This window comes from Ruegeria sp. HKCCA5929 (genome assembly GCF_013034525.1).
Classification (GTDB): domain Bacteria; phylum Pseudomonadota; class Alphaproteobacteria; order Rhodobacterales; family Rhodobacteraceae; genus Ruegeria.
In genome coordinates this window covers 96579-112144 of the sequence record NZ_WQGE01000003.1, presented here as the reverse complement: position 1 = coordinate 112144, position 15566 = coordinate 96579, and the positions used below count along the sequence as shown (strand labels likewise).

The following is a 15566-nucleotide window of genomic DNA, read 5'->3' as shown; positions in this document are numbered from 1 at the left end:
CAACCCTTCCACAACCCGCGTTTTTCTCGCAGGCTAAGCTACGCCTGAACAGAGAGGTCTTGCGTCATGGCTACTCAACATTCCCGATCCGTTGCTCGCCTGATGATGGCACCCGCAGTGATCCTGCTGCTTGGCTGGATGCTGGTGCCTCTGACGATGACGCTGTATTTTTCCTTCAAGAAGTACCTGCCCCTGCGTGGCGGTGATCTGGGATGGGTCGGGTTCGACAACTACGTCCGCTTTGTCTCGTCCAGTTCGTTTTGGCCTGCAGTTCAGGCAACGCTGATGATCGTCGGCGGTGTTCTGGTCATCACCGTTGTTCTGGGCATCCTACTGGCGATGCTTCTGGATCAACCGATGTGGGGCCAAGGGGTTGTCCGCATCCTCGTCATCGCACCCTTCTTTGTCATGCCCACCGTGTCGGCGCTGGTCTGGAAAAACATGTTCATGGACCCGGTCAACGGCCTGCTGGCGCATCTGTGGCGTTTTTTCGGGGCCGAGCCGATCTCATGGCTGTCCGAGGCGTCGATGACCTCGATCATCATAATCGTCTCTTGGCAGTGGCTGCCCTTTGCAACATTGATCCTGTTGACCGCGATCCAGTCGCTGGACAGTGAGCAGTTGGAAGCGGCAGAGATGGACGGCGCACCGGTCCTGAAACGCTTTTACCACATCATCCTACCGCATCTGAGTCGCGCGATCACCATCGTGATCCTGATCCAGACCATCTTTCTTCTGTCGATCTTCGCCGAGATCTTCGTGACCACGGGCGGTGCGTTCGGCACCCGCACACTCACCTACCTGATCTTCCAGCGCGTGCTGGAAAGCCAGAATGTCGGCCTCGGATCCGCCGGAGGTGTCTACGCCATCATCCTTGCCAATATCGTTGCGATCTTCCTAATGCGCATCGTCGGCAAAAACCTGGACGCGTGAGGAGGTAAGACCATGGCCCGCGCCGTCACAACCCGCCGCAAATCGCTGAACACTGCCCTTGCCTGGGCCGTTGGACTGCTGATTTTTTTCCCGATCCTGTGGACGATCCTGACCAGCTTCAAGACCGAGGCGCAGGCAATTGCAAGCCCACCGATTTTTCTGAACTTCAACTGGACGCTTGAGAATTACGCCATCGTGCAGGAGCGCTCGGATTATATGCGGTTCCTGTGGAATTCGGTCATCATCGCAGGTGGGTCGACCGTATTGGGTGTGATCATCGCGGTGCCCGCAGCCTGGGCAATGGCTTTTGTTCCGTCCAAGCGCACCAAGGACATCCTGCTGTGGATGTTGTCCACCAAGATGCTACCTGCGGTCGGCGTGCTGTACCCGATTTACCTGCTGTTCATCCGTCTGGGCCTGCTGGACACGCGTGGAGGGCTGGTCGTCGTCTTGATGCTGATCAACCTGCCGATCATCGTCTGGATGCTCTACACATACTTCCGCGAAATTCCGGGAGAGATTCTGGAGGCCGCGCGGATGGATGGCGCAACTCTGAAAGAAGAAATCCTCTACGTCCTGACACCCATGGCTATCCCCGGCATCGCCTCAACGGTGCTGCTGAACTTCATCCTCGCGTGGAACGAGGCGTTCTGGACGCTCAATCTGACGGCCGTTGATGCGGCACCGCTTACGGCTTTCATCGCCAGTTACTCCAGCCCCGAGGGCCTGTTCTTCGCCAAGCTCAGCGCGGCCTCGACCATGGCTATCGCACCGATCCTGATCCTTGGCTGGTTCAGCCAGAAACAACTTGTACGCGGCCTGACCTTCGGCGCTGTGAAATAAGGAACACGACACATGGGACGCATTCAACTCAAGTCCGTGACCAAAAGCTTCGGCGACGTGCAGGTCATCCCGCCACTGGACCTAACCATTGAAGATGGCGAGTTCACCGTCTTCGTCGGCCCCTCGGGTTGCGGCAAGTCCACCCTTCTGCGCCTGATCGCGGGTTTGGAAGACATCACCTCAGGCTCCATCGACATTGACGGTTCGGACGCCACAGACGTGCCGCCCGCCAAACGTGGATTGGCGATGGTGTTCCAGTCTTACGCGCTCTACCCGCATATGACAGTGCGCAAGAACATCGCTTTTCCCTTGCGCATGGCCAAGCTGGATCAGGCCGAGATCGACAAACGCGTCGAAGGCGCTGCAAGCGTTTTGAACCTGACCGACTATCTGGACCGCCGCCCCGGCCAACTGTCCGGTGGTCAGCGCCAGCGCGTGGCAATTGGCAGGGCGATTGTTCGGGAACCGGCGGCGTTCCTGTTCGATGAACCTCTTTCAAACCTCGACGCGGCGTTGCGCGTAGGTATGCGGTTGGAAATCAGTGAACTGCACGAACGTCTTGCAACGACGATGATCTACGTGACCCACGATCAGGTGGAAGCCATGACTATGGCTGACAAAATCGTTGTTCTACAGGCCGGCGTGATCGAGCAAGTCGGCAGCCCGCTGGAGCTATACCGCACACCGCGCAATCTGTTCGTAGCTGGCTTCATCGGCTCGCCAAAGATGAACTTCATCGAAGGGCCAGAAGCGGCAAAACTCGGCGCTCAAACCATTGGAATCCGGCCAGAACATATTGCTGTCTCAGAAACGGAAGGTGAATGGTCTGGGGTTGTAAGTGTTTCAGAGCACCTTGGATCCGACACCTTTTTCCACGTTCACGAAACCGGATTGGCGGAAACGATCACCGTCCGTGCGGATGGCGAGGTTGGGTTCCGCCATGGGGACCGCATCCACCTGACACCAAGGGATGACGTCATTCACCGGTTTGACGCAAAAGGTCTGCGGATCGAATGAAACGGCTGGCAGGCAAAACCGCCCTGATCACCGGGGCCGCGCGCGGCATTGGATTGGCGTTTGCCGAAGCATATGTGGCAGAGGGCGCCCGCGTAGCTATAGCCGACATTGAAATCAAGCGTGCGCAGGACGCAGCCGCCGGGATAGGCGAGGCCGCCTTTGCTATCGAAATGGACGTAACCAGCCAACAGAGCATAGACGCAGCCGTTGCCAAGACGGCCTCACTTCTCGGCCCCATCGACATATTGATCAATAACGCAGCCATCTTCTCAGCGGCACCCATCGTCGAAATCGAGCGCTCAGATTACAACCGTGTTTTCAACATCAACGTCGCGGGCGCCCTGTTCACAATGCAAGCCGTTGCGCGCCATATGATCGAGCATGGAACCAAGGGTCGGATCATAAACATGGCATCGCAGGCCGGGCGCAGGGGCGAACCTTTGGTCGCTGTTTACTGTGCCAGCAAAGCCGCGATTATCTCCCTCACGCAATCTGCGGGACTGAACCTGATCTCTCATGGGATCAACGTGAACGCCATTGCCCCAGGTGTCGTCGACGGCGAGCATTGGGACGGTGTCGATGCTTTCTTCGCAAAACATGAGGGCAAACCGCTTGGTCAAAAGAAACGCGAAGTGGCGGCATCCGTTCCGTACGGCCGGATGGGTCGCGCCGACGATCTGACCGGGATGGCGGTGTTTCTAGCCTCGGATGAGGCCGAATACATTGTCGCACAAACCTACAACGTCGACGGCGGAAACTGGATGAGCTGATGGACCCTCTGGCGAACGCAAATCTCCCGGTCAGGTTACAGCGCAACACCCTGCCAGACCTGCCAGAAAGTGTTGGGACGCCCGCGTATGAACGCGCTGACCTTGCGCCGGGCATCGTTCACATCGGGCTTGGTAACTTTCATCGTGCGCATCAGGCTTGGTACATTCACCAACTGATGCAGCAAGGTCTGGCCTATGACTGGGCGATCATTGGGGCCGGTGTACGAAACTATGACGCCAAGATGCGAGAACGCCTGCTGGAACAGGACTGCCTGACAACGTTGATCGAGCTGGATCCCAACGGGATAACAGCAGAGGTAATCGGGTCGATGATTGATTACCTGCCGATTGAACCCGGCAATGGTACTTTGATCCAATGCATGGCCGAGCCATCCACGAAAATCGTGTCAATGACGGTAACGGAAGGCGGGTATTTTCTGAACGCCAATACCGGTACGCTCGGCCTTGATCACGAAGATATTCGGTATGATGCGAAAAACCCGGATCAACCCCGTACGGTTTTTGGCGCAATCGTTTCGGCCTTGAAAAAACGCCGGGACACAGGCCTCAGACCATTCACCGCGTTAAGTTGCGACAACCTTCAGGGCAATGGGGCAATCCTGCGAGAATGCGTTGTCGGGCTGGCGCGCCTGTCTGACACTGATCTGGCCGAGTGGATTGACCGAAACGGCGCGTTCCCCAATTCCATGGTGGATTGCATCGTTCCGGCAACCACAGACCAAGTGATATCGCAGTGCCGCGCGCTTGGCGTCGACGACCGCGCGCCGGTCTCTCACGAAAACTTCCGTCAATGGGTGGTCGAAGATGATTTCTGCGCAGGACGACCGCCACTCGAAAAGGTTGGGGTAACGCTGACCCGCGATGTCCATAGCTACGAAACAATGAAACTGCGCATATTGAACGGCGGTCACCAACTGCTTGCGAATGTCGGTGAAATTCTAAATGTTTCGACAATATCCGATTGTATGTCAGACCCGGACATCCTGGCATTTTTTCGGAAAGTTCAAGCAGATGATATTTTGCCGTTTGTCGAAGCCGTTCCCGGAACGACCCCGAAAGAATACCTAGAGTTGGTTGAGAAGCGGTTTGCAAACACCGCAGTTCATGACACGACGCGCCGGGTTGCGTTCGACGGATCGGCACGGCATCCGGGTTTTCTGCTTCCATCGCTGCGCGATGCAACGGCATCTGGGTCTTTCGCAAATGGGCTTGCACTTGCCGAAGCTTTCTGGTGCCGGATGTGTGCGGGTATTCGTGAAGACGGCTCGGAGATTGAGCCCAACGATCCGCAATGGGACACCCTGCACAAAGCTGCTTTGGTCTCTAAAGCCGATCCGGAAGCATGGCTCGAACAGCGTCAGTATTACGGCGACCTCGGGCGCGGAACGCGATTTGCCGAAGTCTTTGCCATGTGGCTGAACGCGATTTGGCGGAATGGGAGCCGGGCAGCTATAGCTCGATACATCGCATGATTGATCCGGTCACTTAAGGCGAACTGGCAGCCGTGTTTCGGGGTATCGGTTTCGATTTCAGCACCATTTTATCAGTAAAATGGTCAGAACTTGGCGATACAATTGGCCAACGGGGAATGTTGCAAAAACAAACCCTACATCAAAGCAGCAGCTTCGCGTGCTACAGTTTGAAAAGCTTGATAGGTTTGAAATCGTCTTTGATGAAGATCTGAAATCCGTCCGCCCGAGGGCCGATAAACATCAGAAACGCGTGACATCTCTGACATACATTTGGACAAACTCGCACCGTGCTGTCCGGCTGCGCAGGCCCCAAGGATCGCCGCGCCTAAAAGAACCGGCTCTTCAGTTTCCGGGCCAGAAATTGAGATGCCCGTTGTATCCGCCAAAAGCTGCCGCACGGGCTCTTGTCGGCTGGCCCCTCCGGAGACAACTATGTTCGAGATTTTGGCATTGTGTTCCGCCTGCGTTTCGATGATCTGCCGCAGCCCGTAGCCCAACCCACAGAGACCTGCGATATAGAGGCTGACAAGACTGTCCAGCGATGTGTCCATGTCCAGCCCTGCAATCACCGCGCGTGTGCGCGGGTCGGCAAACGGTGCGCGGTTGCCGAGGAACTCGGGAACAACATGCAAGTCACGGGCGAGGTCAACAAGATGGCCAGAGCTGTCGACCATTTCCGTTGCCTTCGTCATCAGCCAGTTGGGAACGGAAAGGTCCGCATTTTTGGCGTGATCTGCCGCTTGCTGGACTGCGGGGTGCATCGCAATCAGCCGCTCTATTCCAACGCCAGCAGCGGACTGACCACCTTCATTCAGCCACATGCCCGGCAGCATTGCCGAGTAGTACGGACCCCAGACACCAGGAACAAAAGTAGGATTAGCGGTTGTTGTCATTGTACAAGAAGATGTCCCGAACACATACGCCATGTTTTCGATCGCAGGACCAAGCCCCTTTGCGCCCACCGTTCCGACACCGCCAGCATGAGCGTCGATCAACCCGGCGGCCACAGGGGTACCCGCGACAAGACCAAGCGATTTGGCCGCATCGGCAGTAAGTCCATTCGCCAAAGGCTGCCCTGGGTCGACAATTTCATTGCCAATGCGACGAAAGCCTTCTTCCGCCAGTTCGCCTAGACCTGTTTGTTTGAAAAAGCTTTCATCCCAACCGCCGCTTCGCGCGACGTAGGTCCATTTGCATGTCACCGTGCAACTTGACCGCGCCGTAAATCCTGTGGCCTTCCATGTCAGGAAATCCGTCAGGTCAAAGAAATGCTCGGCAGCAGTAAATGTTTCGGGCATGTGGCGTTTGAGCCAAAGAAGCTTCGGTAACTGCATTTCGGGTGAAACAGCTCCGCCCACATAAGCCAGAACAGCATGCTTCGTTGCGTTGATTTCATCCGCCTCTGCCATGGCACGATGATCCATCCAAACGATGATGTCCCGCGCTGCGTCCCCGCTGGATCCCACGGGTAACGGTGCCCCGTTCTTGCCTACAACGACGAGAGAACATGTGGCATCGAACCCGATGCCGGCAACATCCTTCAGGTCGACGTTGCTCTGGCCCACTGCTGCTTGCACAGCCTTGCAGACTGCGGACCAAGCTTGCGTCGAGGATTGTTCGACAATATCCGCGCCTTCTTGAAACAGCGCAAGTTCACACACACCGCAGCCTTGCAGGTGACCTTCTGAATCGAATATTCCTGCGCGCGCACTGCCGGTCCCGACATCAACCCCCAAGAAAAATCGCATTGTACCCGTCTCTTCCGCTTTCTCTGGCGTTGTTAGTTGCGTGGCCTCGCAACATCGTTGCTGCCCTCGGACTCAGGTCCAAAACCATACTTCATACGCTGCATCTGATCGATAACACGTGACATTTCATCGTCCGACAATACCGGTGGTTCCCCCAACGGCAACGCCTGCACGTAAAGGCGCGACAAGGTCTCGACTTCAGTCGCCAGCCAAAGAGCTTCGTCCAAAGTCTTGCCAATCGCGATCTGCCCGTGTTGGGCCAATAGACACGCGGTTCGGTCCTTAAGCGCAGTCAGCACCGCGTCAGACAAATCCTGAGTCCCAAAGGTTGCGTATTCTGCGCAAGGAATCGTTGTGCCCCCGGCCACACCGACCATGTAGTGAAACGCCGGAATCTGACGATGGTGACAGGCAAGCGTGGTTGCGTAGACCGAGTGACAGTGCAGCACCACATCGATATCCGTGCGCTTTTGCAAAATATCACGGTGGAACCGCCATTCCGACGATGGCCTGCGCCCGACATAGGTGCCCTCGAAATCCATCTCGACCAGATCTTCGGGTTTCATCTTGTCATACGGCAGAGATGATGGCGTGATCAGGAACCCGCGCTCGAAACGGGCCGACAAATTGCCTGCCGTACCCTGATTAATTCCGGTGGCATTCATCTTTAGGCATGTCTCGACCATGCGCTCGCGCAATTCTCGTTCAGTCATTGAGGCGGGCTCCTTGTTCGTTTGCGGCCTCGCGCCACTGCATCGCGTATTCTGCCAGACCAGGCATCACAATAGGGGTTACCGGATCAAGCGCCAGAGGTGGCGGTGAAGATCCAGAGTGTTTGCAAGCCAGTTGCAACGCACCTGCGACAACACCATGCGTTTCATGTGACGCTTCGGTCCGACGTTGCGGGCGCAGAGCAGCAACAATGGGCGCATAAAGCGGCTCATTCAGAAAGGTCCCATCCAGAATAAGCCTGTCCCCACCGTTCAACACATCAGAACAGGTCACTGTCAGCAACGCCGAATGAAGCACCGCCAGCGCTTTGCGTTCTAACTCGTCTGCCGGAGGTGCCCCAACGAAATGCCCTTGCCTTGCCGAGCCGGGAAACTGCCCTTCGTTTTCTCCAAAACTTGGTATCGCCATGGTTCCGCGTCTAATCAATCGTTCCAAGACCTTGCGATCGGCAGCCTGTTTATCGGGGTCTGGTCCTGCTATGGCCGAGAATTCGCGCCCACCCATCGTCAATGCACCTCCGACCGGGTCGCCATCCATATCGGCGTTGATTGTTGTTCCGCGCGTTTGATCAAGACTTGCAATGTCTGCTTCGCGCGACAATGCAACCACCCAAGTACCCGTGGAAACAAGTGTAAAGTCGGCAATCTGAGAAGCCAGATACCGGAAGAAATTCGCGGAAGAGTCATGCGCGCCAGTCAGTACAACCAGGTTTTGAGGCATCCCGAAACGCTGCACCAGAGTGTTGCGAACCGGTCCAAGCGGTTCCCAGGCCGCCCGAAACTCTGGGATCAATCTCTGCCAGCCATGGTCTTGAACTATTGGTGTCCAGCGGCGGCGCGGGACGTTCCACAGATGCGACTGCGCGCCCATCGCAGAGTATTCCGAAGCCGCAACACCCGTCAGCCACCATCCCCAGAATTGCGCAATATTCAGAAAATGCCGGGCCTTTCCGAACTCAGTTGGACAGGCACGCTCCATCCATAGCAACTGTCGGGCGGAGTGAGTGGAAGCCATCATTACCGGACTGCCACGGTCCTCGAACGTTCCCGCCTTTCTGCGATATTCCACATCAATTTCGGGTGGACATGCCTGTTCATAGTCGATCATGGGCAAGACGCATCCGGAGCCGGTGCTATCCGGATCGGAACCCACAAGCACACCGCCCGAACCGTGACCAACGGGAACAATCGTCCGAATTGGGTGCCGTTGGCAGAGCTCGCAAAGCGTGCCGATAAGCCAGGCTGCGATACCATCCAGGTCGTGAAACCGCCAAATCTGGCCATCCAGCACAGTGTTGGGGGTCGACCAATTCTCCAGCAAAGTGCCATCTTCGCTGGCGACCCAAAGTTCGACATTGGTTTTACCAACGTCTAGAACCGCGATATCTCCCTTGCCCGTCAACGCCTTACCACGGGGGTAGTGGGACGGCCTCTCTCATGTCCGGGTGAACCTTGCACCGCAGTCATATGAGCCGATATTGGGCGGCCTTGTTCCTGAGGAACGGCAAACCCTTGTCCATAACATCCTTGAAAGAAGGGGCAACGGGTCGCCAAATCGCCAGCCCGTACCCGATCTGTGGCGGCATATTGATGAAACTCTCCATTGCGAGCCCGCCCTTGAACCCAATCGCCGCCAAAGTGGCGTAGATCTCGTCCCAATCACAGGTCCCCTCGCCCGGCGTGCCGCGGTCACTTTCCGACAAATGAATGTAGCGCAGGTGTTCGCGTGCATCGAGGATACCGTTGCCTGCGCCCTTCTCTTCGATATTCATGTGATAAGTGTCGAGATGGATGAAAATATTATCGGCACCTACTTTCTCGATCATTTCAACTGCCTGCCAGCCCGTATTGATCAAGTGGTTCTCATAGCGATTCACGGGCTCGATACCAAAGGCGATGCCCAGCGTTTTTGCGTGTTTCGCGGCGCCCTCCAAGGCGCGGGCGATATTGTCATACTCGGCCTGAGTGGGCGGCACACCCGTGCGTTCTCCGATCCCACCGTACGTGACGCCGGACAGGGCTTCTGCGCCCATCTCCTTGGCTTTGTCCATAGCGTTGACAAGGTGCCCGATTGCGCCATCGGGATTGACCGAGGCCCAGTTTTGATCGGGCAGCCCCAGCGAGCAGACAGCCCGCATCTCGTGTTTTTCAAGTAAGTCACGCGTATGGGCCGCGTCGACAACGCCTGTATCCAGCAGGGCAATCTCGATGAAGTCCATCTGATAGGCGGCGGCGGCGGGTATTGTCCGCTCGGCCCCATCGCGATCCCAGTGCATTGTCCACATGCTGGTATGTACGCCGAAACCTTCCATAATCATGTCCCTCTTCGTCGTTTTAATTGCCATCGCGCGCCAACCCACCGCAACGCCATCACGCCAATCAGAAACAAACCCCAGACAGCCGTAGACAGATGCTGGTTGGCACCGATCAGGTTCAGACCTGATGAAAGAGCTTGCAGAATAATCAGGGCCAGGACCACTGGCAGCACGCGCCCGAACCCTCCGAACGGATCAATCCCGCCCAGAAAACACGCCAGAACAGTTACCAAAAGCAACGCCTCACCATGGCCGACACGGACTGAATTGAAGCGCGCTGCCATCAGGATGCCCGCCACAGCGCAGATCATGCCTGAAATGGCATAGATCAACACAAGGGTACGACGTGTCGGCAGCCCGGAATACTCAGACGCCTGAATGTTCGAACCGATCATGTAGACCGAGAACCCGTGCCGCGTGCGTTTGAGCATGATGTGCCAAACGAGCGCGGCCAACAGGAAGATGATCATCGGAACCGGAATGCCCAGAAAACTGCCGTGACCCAGTACATTCATATATTCCGGGAACCCCGAAATATCGCCGCCGCGCGTCAGAAATTCACCCAAACCACGCAGGAAAATCATCATGGCCAGCGAAACCAGAATGGGGTGCGCGCCCACATAAGCCACCACGAGTCCCATGACGGCGCCGGAAGCGGCACCAGCCAGCAAGGCAAGCGCTGCTCCAAGAACGAAAGCCCCTGGCCCCGCTTCGGCCCCTCCGAACGCGATGAGAACCCACGCCAATGCGAGCCCCGAGATGTTGGCCTGAAAGATGATCGCAAGGTTCAATCCGCCAGACAGGATCGGCACAAGCATAGCCAATGTCAGCAAACCCAATACCGGCATCTGAAAAGCCATCGAGCGTAAATTAGCGCCCGTCAAAAACAACGGTGTCGCCAGGGAAAACGCCAGAAAGACCAAGCCGAGAAAGACAAGCAATGGTAAGGTTTCGGCCCCAAGTGCCGCATGTATCCGTTCGCGCAGGTTCATCCCGTTTCTGCCTTTGCAACACTAGTGGCAGCACGCGGACGCCACCCAAAACTCAGGTTCGATGACGAAATCGCCAACAGGATGGCAGCGCCGATAATCATCTGGAACGCAAAGGGAGAGATCCCCAGAAGGTTCAGACCGTTTTGCGTGATCGCGACAAACATAACCCCCAGAATGCATCCAAAGACGGTGCCACGACCGCCGCCTAATCGGGCGCCGCCAAGCACAACCGCGGCCAACACGTCCAACTCTCGACCGTAAAGCGCATTTGGCACCACCTCTTGCGCAATGTTTACCTGCATCAACCCACCGATCCCGGCCATCATTCCGCACCATCCAAAGGCGACGATCTGCATCTGCCAGATATTCACACCCGCACGCCGAGCGCCCTCGGGATTATCGCCAAAAGCATAAAGCTGGCGACCAAGCGTAGTCAGGCGAATGAGACCCCAAGTCGCGACCACACAGACAATCATGACAGCAACCGAGAGATTCAGTTCTGACCAGGTCCCGTCCGCCGCCTGCCTTTCGAAGATGAAGATGCGGTCGGTCCACCAATCCGGCAGGTTGTAGATGTTTCGGCCTTTGGTGAAGAACATCAGCAATCCAAAGAACGCATTGAACGTGGCGATGGTGATAACGATGGAAATCACCCGAAATCCGTGGATCAAAAGCGCGTTGACCAGCCCGAGACCGATCCCGAGCAGAGCTGCAACGAAAAAACCAATCGCCCAATTGCCGCCGCCAATGCTCATGAAAACCTGAGCTGCCACGTATTGAACAACCGAAGCAGCCACCGCAAAGGAAATATCGATCCCGCCAGCAATAAGGACAACCAGCAAGCCGACCGCCCAGATCAGATTGACTGCGTTATTGTTCAACAGCGACGTGACATTTCCCATTGTCAGGAATGTGTCGGTGCCAAACGACAAACCGAAGATCATCAAAAGCAGGACGACGCTGAGGCGCGCTTCGACGGGGTGTGTTCGAAAGTGGTCACGCATAGATACGTGCCTCTAGTTCAGACACGCTGGTGGTGCGTGGATCGTATTCGCCCACAATCTGCCCATCCGCCATGTGAAGGACACGATCCGAATTGAACATCGCTTCGGTCACTTCGTCCGAGATCAGAAGGATCGCCAGTCCCTCATCGGCCAACTGACGCACAATCTTAAATATACCGGCCCGCGCCCCGACATCCACACCGACAGTCGGACTGTCCAGGATCAAAAGCCGTGGTTCGGTTGCCAGCCATTTTGCCAAAACAACTCTTTGCTGGTTGCCTCCTGATAGTGTCGAGACCGCATCTTCCGGCCTTCCAATTTTCACGGCAAGTTCTCTGATCCAGTGCCCAACAAGGTCGGATTGGCGTTTGGGAGACAACAAGCCAAGGCCATTGAGAATGCGGTCAAGCACAGAAATAGCGGTATTGTCCGCAATGGATTGCGGCTGGATAAGTCCTAAAGACAGGCGGTCTTCGGATACATAGGCAACACCGCGTGCGATGGCCTCGCGAATTGAGGCAAAGCGGACCGGAGTACCCTCCAACCGGATTTCGCCCACATCCAACGGGTTCATTCCGATCAGTGCGTGGGCAAGCTCTGTTCGGCCAGCTCCGATCAAGCCGGTAAGGCCAAGCACCTCTCCGCGTCGGATGGTCAGGGAGACATTCTGGAATTCGCCTTGTCTGCTTACCCCTTCAACTTCCAGCACGGGTTCCGCCTGTGCGCGGTCCTGCGCATTGACTGTGTGCTCCAACAACGCCCCGGTCATTAGTTCACCAAGACGGGATTGTGTCATGTTTTCCGTAGAATACACGCCGACAAGCTTACCGTCGCGCAGAACTGTGACACGCTCAGAAATGTCGATAACTTCGGCCAGACGGTGACTGACAAAGACAACAGCGATCCCTTGTGAGGATAGCGTGCGTACCACCTCTAGCAATGCATCTGTTTCGGTTTGGGTCAGCGAAGCTGTCGGTTCATCCATGAACACCAGCCGGGCTTCACCCATCAATGCACGGGCAATGGCAACGATCTGGCGTTGCGCGATCGGTAGGTCTCCCAGACGGGTATCAAGGTTCAATGGTACATGCAATCGATCAAGAATCGATTGGACATGGCGTCTGTAGTGGCTTCCAAAAGTCAGGCGCGGTATCAGCCCGACCATCTCATCAAAAGCGATGTTTTCCGCCACTGTCATATGCGGAAACAGCGCAAGATCCTGCCATATGACGGCAATACCCAACGCCCGCGCTTTTGTTGGAGAAATCGTAGTAAAGCTGTGGCCGAACAATTCCAATTCAGCACCGGGATCAGCTGTATAAACCCCTGTAACGATCTTGATCAGCGTTGACTTTCCGCAGCCGTTTTCTCCGGCAAGGCAATGCACCTCGCCCGGCCGCACTTCGAAATCGACGGATTTCAGCGCTTTTACCCCGCCGAAGGTTTTCGAGACGTTTCGCAGCCTCAACGCCGGGGCCGTATCAGGATCAGTTTTCATTGTGTTCTATGCCTGAGTGGAGACCCACGTGTCGCAGGTCTCCAAACCGTCGAAACACGACCTCAGAGACCTTTCGCAGCCAACTCGTCGACTGTGCTTTTATTGATCTCCAAAAGGTTGTCCGTGATGATGTTGCGGGTCGCTTCATCCGGGCTAACAACACCCAAACCTTCAATCTCGGTGCCTTCGGTGATTTCCTCTCCATTCACAAGCATATCACCCAAGGTGACAAAAACACGGCCTGCCTCGGCCGGATTCCACATAAACCCACCGGATATGACATCATCTTTCAACAGTTTCTGACCCTGACCCGGCGAGAACGGGCCAAGCACGTGGACCTTGCCACCCAGACGACGTTCTTCAATCGCGCGCCCTGCCCCAATCGGACCCTGGCTTCCAAAAGCAAGGAACCCGCGCAGATCCGGATTTGCCGCGATGAGATCAAGTGCGGTGGAACGGCTGTCATCGACACTTTCTGCTACGCCATAGCGATCACCAACCGGCTGCAGCTTTTCGGAACAGTTTTCGGCCAGCCAGGCGATACCTGCATCCGCCCACGCGTTGTGTAGTGGTACGGTCAGTGACCCGACATAGACAGCGTAGGTACCGGGCTCTTCGGTTTTCTCGCACAGCAATTTGGCATGTGCCTCTCCAAACCCATCTGCTGAGGCCAGCTCGAAGTTCCAGTCCACATTGTTAAGGCCCGGACCTTCATGTGCAATCACCTTGATCCCGGCATCCATGGCTTTTTGCAATACGGGTTCAAGCGCGGCCTCATCATTTGGCACCACCCCGATCACATCAACGCCCTTTGCGATCAGATCTTCGATTGCACGGACCTGAAGGGCTGGGTCGGCAGACGTCGGACCAATCATTTCGGCACTGACACCCAACTCACCGGCGCGCTCTTTGATGCCTTCTTCCATCGCGTTGAACCAGGGAATCCCTCCGATCTTTACTACGATTCCCATCGTGGTCTCGGCAGCAGCCGAGGTCGCTGTTAGGGCAAGTGTGCAGACAGAAGCTGCGAGTATCATTTTTGTCTTCATAACTTCCTCCCTAATTGGCCAGCGCCAAACAGCAGCACTCGGCCTATAAATAATTGCACCATCGGTTGTTCTTTGTTGCGCAATCGATGGTGCATAGGCTATATTGAAACCGCTAATTTTGTCAAAGGGATATATTTTTGGCGAAAACCGATACAAATAAGCAGGTCACGATCTACGATATCGCGGACCGCGCAGGCACTTCGGCAAGCACGGTCGGGGCAGTACTAAACGGATCCTGGCGCAACCGACGCATCAGCGAAGAGCGTGCAAACACCATCCGAAAACTGGCAAGCGAGATGGGGTATGCACCAAATATGCAGGCGCGTGCGCTGCGCAGTGTCAGATCAAGCATGATCGGTATGATCATCCCAATGTATGATAACCGCTATTTCGGAGCCATCGCAGAGCGCTTTGAATCAGCCTCGCGCGCCAGGGGCCTGCTACCGATGACCTCGTGCACGCATCGCGAACCTGAACTGGAATTGGCCACCGTCAGGCAAATGCTGTCCTACAACGTGGATCACATTGTGTGCACCGGCGCATCCGATCCCGATGGTATTGCCGAGATTTGCCGTGCGCAGAACGTGCCGACGATCAACCTTGATCTGCCGGGAACTGCTGCACCTTCCATAATATCCGACAATTACAGCGGCGCATATAAGCTGACCGAGGCATTGATTGAACGCGCTGATGCGAAAGGGCTCAACTGGCAAGATGAGTTTCTGTTCGTTGGGGGACGTCCGACTGACCACAACACAAGTGAACGGATACGTGGCTTTAGAGACGCGTTCACACGTGCTGGCGCGCGTCCGATAGAAGACAACATCCTGGCTTGCGGCTATGCAGCGTCGAAATCCAAAGCAGCATTTTCGGCAAAAGTGAAAGCTTCGGGCCGCATGCCGACGGCTATGTTCGTAAACTCTACGATTTCATTGGAAGGTGTCTTCGAGTGGTTGGCACAGAATGACAGAGCCGCGCTGGACACAATTCTCTTTGGAAGTTTCGACTGGGATCCATTTGCGCAATATATGGCACAAAACCTGTTCTCGGTTCGCCAGGATGTCACCGCCATGGTGGACACCATGTTCCAGGTCATCGACAACGCAGCGCCATACGGTTCCGACGTGATACACATACAACCGATTGTAATGTCTGAAGGTACGTAAACGAACC

The 15566-nt window shown here is 55.9% G+C and carries 14 protein-coding genes; 6 read left to right on the top strand and 8 right to left on the bottom strand.

Annotation, left to right across the window (positions count from 1 at the left end; genetic code table 11):
- Positions 1 to 66 precede the first annotated feature (66 nt).
- The 5 genes from GOV90_RS09455 to GOV90_RS09435 are packed head-to-tail and all read left to right on the top strand — an operon-like array spanning position 67 to position 5056.
- Positions 67 to 933: a carbohydrate ABC transporter permease gene (locus GOV90_RS09455; protein ID WP_171095545.1), complete on the top strand. Its 867-nt coding sequence runs from the start codon at positions 67 to 69 to the stop codon at positions 931 to 933.
- Positions 934 to 945: 12 nt separating this feature from the next.
- Positions 946 to 1776, top strand: a complete 831-nt coding sequence (locus GOV90_RS09450) for a carbohydrate ABC transporter permease (protein ID WP_171095543.1) — start codon at positions 946 to 948, stop codon at positions 1774 to 1776.
- Positions 1777 to 1788: 12 nt separating this feature from the next.
- Positions 1789 to 2793, top strand: a complete 1005-nt coding sequence (locus GOV90_RS09445) for an ABC transporter ATP-binding protein (RefSeq protein ID WP_171095540.1) — start codon at positions 1789 to 1791, stop codon at positions 2791 to 2793.
- A complete protein-coding gene (locus tag GOV90_RS09440; protein ID WP_171095539.1) occupies positions 2790 to 3563 on the top strand; it encodes an L-iditol 2-dehydrogenase in 774 nt (257 codons plus the stop codon). Before GOV90_RS09445 ends, GOV90_RS09440 begins: the two co-directional genes overlap by 4 nt.
- On the top strand, positions 3563 to 5056 hold the full coding sequence (locus tag GOV90_RS09435; protein WP_171095536.1) for a mannitol dehydrogenase family protein: 1494 nt from the start codon (positions 3563 to 3565) through the stop codon (positions 5054 to 5056). The genes GOV90_RS09440 and GOV90_RS09435 overlap by 1 nt, the downstream gene beginning before the upstream one ends.
- 134 nt (positions 5057 to 5190) lie before the next feature.
- Here the strand turns inward: GOV90_RS09435 and GOV90_RS09430 are convergent, their stop codons facing one another.
- The 8 genes from GOV90_RS09430 to GOV90_RS09395 form a co-directional block, all read right to left on the bottom strand.
- Positions 5191 to 6804, bottom strand: a complete 1614-nt coding sequence (locus GOV90_RS09430; protein ID WP_171095534.1) for an FGGY-family carbohydrate kinase — start codon at positions 6802 to 6804, stop codon at positions 5191 to 5193.
- Positions 6805 to 6836: 32 nt separating this feature from the next.
- The gene (locus tag GOV90_RS09425) at positions 6837 to 7517 is read right to left on the bottom strand and encodes a class II aldolase/adducin family protein (RefSeq protein WP_171095532.1); all 681 of its coding nucleotides are present in this window, start codon (positions 7515 to 7517) and stop codon (positions 6837 to 6839) included.
- Positions 7510 to 8937, bottom strand: a complete 1428-nt coding sequence (locus GOV90_RS09420) for an FGGY family carbohydrate kinase (RefSeq protein WP_171095530.1) — start codon at positions 8935 to 8937, stop codon at positions 7510 to 7512. Before GOV90_RS09420 ends, GOV90_RS09425 begins: the two co-directional genes overlap by 8 nt.
- Before the next feature lie 61 nt (positions 8938 to 8998).
- A complete protein-coding gene (locus tag GOV90_RS09415; RefSeq protein ID WP_216602355.1) occupies positions 8999 to 9847 on the bottom strand; it encodes a sugar phosphate isomerase/epimerase in 849 nt (282 codons plus the stop codon).
- Positions 9848 to 9849: 2 nt separating this feature from the next.
- Complete coding sequence (locus GOV90_RS09410) at positions 9850 to 10842, bottom strand: ABC transporter permease (RefSeq protein WP_171095526.1); 993 nt, start codon at positions 10840 to 10842, stop codon at positions 9850 to 9852.
- Positions 10839 to 11846, bottom strand: coding sequence for an ABC transporter permease (locus GOV90_RS09405; protein ID WP_171095523.1), 1008 nt, complete (start codon positions 11844 to 11846; stop codon positions 10839 to 10841). Before GOV90_RS09405 ends, GOV90_RS09410 begins: the two co-directional genes overlap by 4 nt.
- A complete protein-coding gene (locus tag GOV90_RS09400) occupies positions 11839 to 13344 on the bottom strand; it encodes a sugar ABC transporter ATP-binding protein (RefSeq protein ID WP_171095522.1) in 1506 nt (501 codons plus the stop codon). The genes GOV90_RS09405 and GOV90_RS09400 overlap by 8 nt, the downstream gene beginning before the upstream one ends.
- 62 nt (positions 13345 to 13406) lie before the next feature.
- On the bottom strand, positions 13407 to 14393 hold the full coding sequence (locus GOV90_RS09395; protein WP_171095520.1) for a substrate-binding domain-containing protein: 987 nt from the start codon (positions 14391 to 14393) through the stop codon (positions 13407 to 13409).
- A gap of 137 nt (positions 14394 to 14530) precedes the next feature.
- Here GOV90_RS09395 and GOV90_RS09390 point away from each other — a divergent pair, with 137 nt between their 5' ends.
- Positions 14531 to 15559, top strand: a complete 1029-nt coding sequence (locus GOV90_RS09390) for a substrate-binding domain-containing protein (RefSeq protein WP_171095518.1) — start codon at positions 14531 to 14533, stop codon at positions 15557 to 15559.
- Positions 15560 to 15566 lie beyond the last annotated feature (7 nt).